The organism is Microcoleus sp. K4-B3 (assembly GCF_036704615.1).
GTDB lineage: Bacteria > Cyanobacteriota > Cyanobacteriia > Cyanobacteriales > Microcoleaceae > Microcoleus.
This window is the reverse complement of the sequence record NZ_JAUBSF010000188.1, coordinates 1-2943: the sequence shown is the minus strand read 5'-3', so window position 1 is coordinate 2943 and position 2943 is coordinate 1. Positions and strand designations below refer to the sequence as shown.

Here is a 2943-nt window from a genome sequence, read left to right as displayed (position 1 = left end):
TTTGACCTCTCTTTGGCTACTAAATTGCAAAATGCATTTCTACTAACTGTAGCACTATTTTATGAAATTGGTATAAGTGCTCTGATTTTGCTAGGAGTCCCGGCGGTAGCTGCACCCAGCGCGATTAAAATTAGTCAAGAGGTATCGCAGCAGGGAGGGGGAAACCCGGAGGCTGCTGAAAAAGCTTTTAAAACCATTGCAGAAGCATGGCAACTTTACCAGCAGAAGCCGAAGACGGCGGAATCTTTAAGAAAAGCGATCGCCAAGTTTGAAGAAGCATTAAAGCTGTACCGAGAAATGGGCGATCGCTCTTTTGAAGCTGACACCCTCCAAAGCATCGCCCAAGTCTACTTAGACTTGGGAGAAAAACAGAAAGCGCTAGAGTATTACAACCAATCCTTTCCCATGTTTCGGGCAGTAGGCGAGCGCGATCGGGAAGCTGGCATCCTCAACGGCATAGCCCAAATCTACTCAGGCTTGGGAGAAAAACAGAAAGCGCTAGAGTCTTACAGCCAGTCCCTTACCGTGAGTCGGGCAATCGGCAATCGCGCTTACGAAGCTTTCACACTCAACAGAATTGGCCAAGTCTACTCAGAATTGGGAGAAAACCAGAAAGCCCTAGATTATTACAACCAGTCCCTTTCCGTGAGCCGGGCAGCAGGCGATCGCTCACAGGAAGCTCTCACCCTCAGCGATATCGGCAGACTCTACGATGTTTTGGGAGACAAGCAAAAAGCGCTAGAGTATTACAGCCAGTCCCTTTCCCTGAAGCGTGCCCTGGGCGATCGCTTTGGGGAAGCTCTCGTCCTCCGCACCATCGGCGGTATCTACTTAGAATTGGGAGAAACGCAGAAATGGCTGGAGTATTATAGCCAGTCCCTTTCCGTGATTCGGGCAACCGGGGATCACTTAGAGGAAGCTATGACTCTCAGCATCATCGGCGGTGTCTACTCAGATTCGGGAGAAAACCAGAAAGCCCTAGAGTATTACAACCAGTCCCTTCCCTTGTTTCGGGCTATGGGCACTCACCTTATGGAAACTTTCACCCTCGACGAGATCGCCAAAGTCTACTTCGCATTGGGAGACAATCAGAAAGGGCTAGAGTATTTCAGCCAGTCCCTTTCCCTGAGTCAGAAAGTGGGTGATCGCCATCAGGAAGTTGAAACCCTCAGTAGCATCGGCCAAGTCTACTCAAATTTGGGAGAAAAACAGAAAGCCCTAGAGTATTACAACCAGTCCCTTTCCCTGAGTCAGAAAGTGGGCGATCGTAAAGGGGAAGCTTTCACTCTCAACAGAATCGGCATTGTCTACGGAGAGTTGGGAGAAAACCAGAAAGCCCTAGAGTATTTCAGCCAGGCGCTTTCGCTGAGACAGGTCGAGGGCAATCCCCGTGGGGAAGCTGTCACTCTCACCAACATCGGCCATGTCTATTCAATTTTGGGAGAAAAGCAGAAAGCCCTAGAGTATTACAACCAGTCCCTTCCCCTGAGACGGGCCGCAGACGATCGGCGTGGGGAAGCTCTCACCCTCCTTGGCATCGGCAAAGTCTACTCAGAATTGGGAGAAAACCAGAAAGCCCTAGAGTATTACAACCAGTCCCTGCCCCTGAGTCGGGCCGTGCACAATCGCAATGGGGAAGCTACCACCCTTGACTACATCGGCAAAGTCTACTCAGAATTAGGAGAAAACCAGAAAGCGCTAGAGTATTTCAGCCAGTCCCTTCCCTTTAGTCAGGCCGTGGGCGATCGCATACAGGAAGCTCTCACCCTTTACAACATGGCTGCTGTCAAACGCGCTCAAGGCAATCTTACTGAAGCCCTCACTAACATTGAAGCGGCTCTCAAAATTATTGAAAGCCTCCGCACCAAAATTGTCAGCCCTGAACTCCGCACCTCTTACTTTGCCACCGTGCAGGACTATTACCAGTTCTACATTGACCTGTTAATGCAACTGCACAAAACTAATCCTAAATCTGGTTATGATACCAAGGCCTTTGAAGCCAGCGAACGTTCCCGCGCCCGCAGCCTCCTCGAACTTCTTCAAGAAGCAAACGCCGATATTCGCCAAGGTGTCGCCCCAGAATTATTGCAACAGGAACGCAGTTTACAACAGCAACTTGATGCCCTGGAAAAACGGCGAATCGAAGTTCTCAATCGCCCCAATCATACCCCCGCACAAAAAGCAGAATTAGACCAAAAACGCCAAACTTTATTAGGACAATATCAAGACATTCAAGCCCAAATCCGCGCCACCAGTCCCCGTTACGCCGCCCTCACCCAACCGCAACCCCTAACCCTGGCACAAATTCAACAACAAATCCTCGATGAGAATACCATTTTACTCCAGTATTCTCTAGGGAAAGATCGCAGCTATCTCTGGGCTGTGACTAAAACCAGCATCACCAGTTATGAATTGCCCAAACGTGCCGACATCGAGACAAATGCCAGAAAATTCCGCGATGCTGTCACAGCTCCAAGTTCCCGAAACAGCCCCAATCAAATCGCCCAAGCCAACGATGCTATCAGTCAAATTATCTTACAGCCCGTTGCTGCCCAACTCGGTCAAAAGCGCCTGCTCATAGTTGGCGATGGCGTTTTGAATTACCTGCCTTTTGCTGCCCTTTCCCTCCCCGGGAAATCCGGTGAAAATGGGAATCCGCCTTTAATAGTAGACCATGAAATCGTGCTGCTGCCTTCAGCTTCCACCTTGGGAATATTAAGACAAAACTACAATGACAGACAACCTCCTAATCGGAGTTTAGCAATACTGGCAGATCCAGTTTTTAGCGCTAAGGATGAACGAGTTAAAAACGCTTCTTCAGTCACCACTCAGCAAGCGGTAGAATCAGCAAATCCAGGTTTAAGTCGCAGGGTAAGCTCATCTAATTTGGTATAAATTGTACTTGACAAAAAGGGCAATATATACGATTTGGCATTAGTGATT

1 protein-coding gene is annotated in these 2943 nt (G+C 49.0%); it reads left to right on the top strand.

Annotation, left to right across the window (positions count from 1 at the left end):
- A partial coding sequence (locus QUA78_RS32095; protein WP_333307192.1) for a tetratricopeptide repeat protein occupies positions 1 to 2895 on the top strand: 2895 nt, incomplete at its 5' end.
- Between the last annotated feature and the right edge of the window lie 48 nt (positions 2896 to 2943).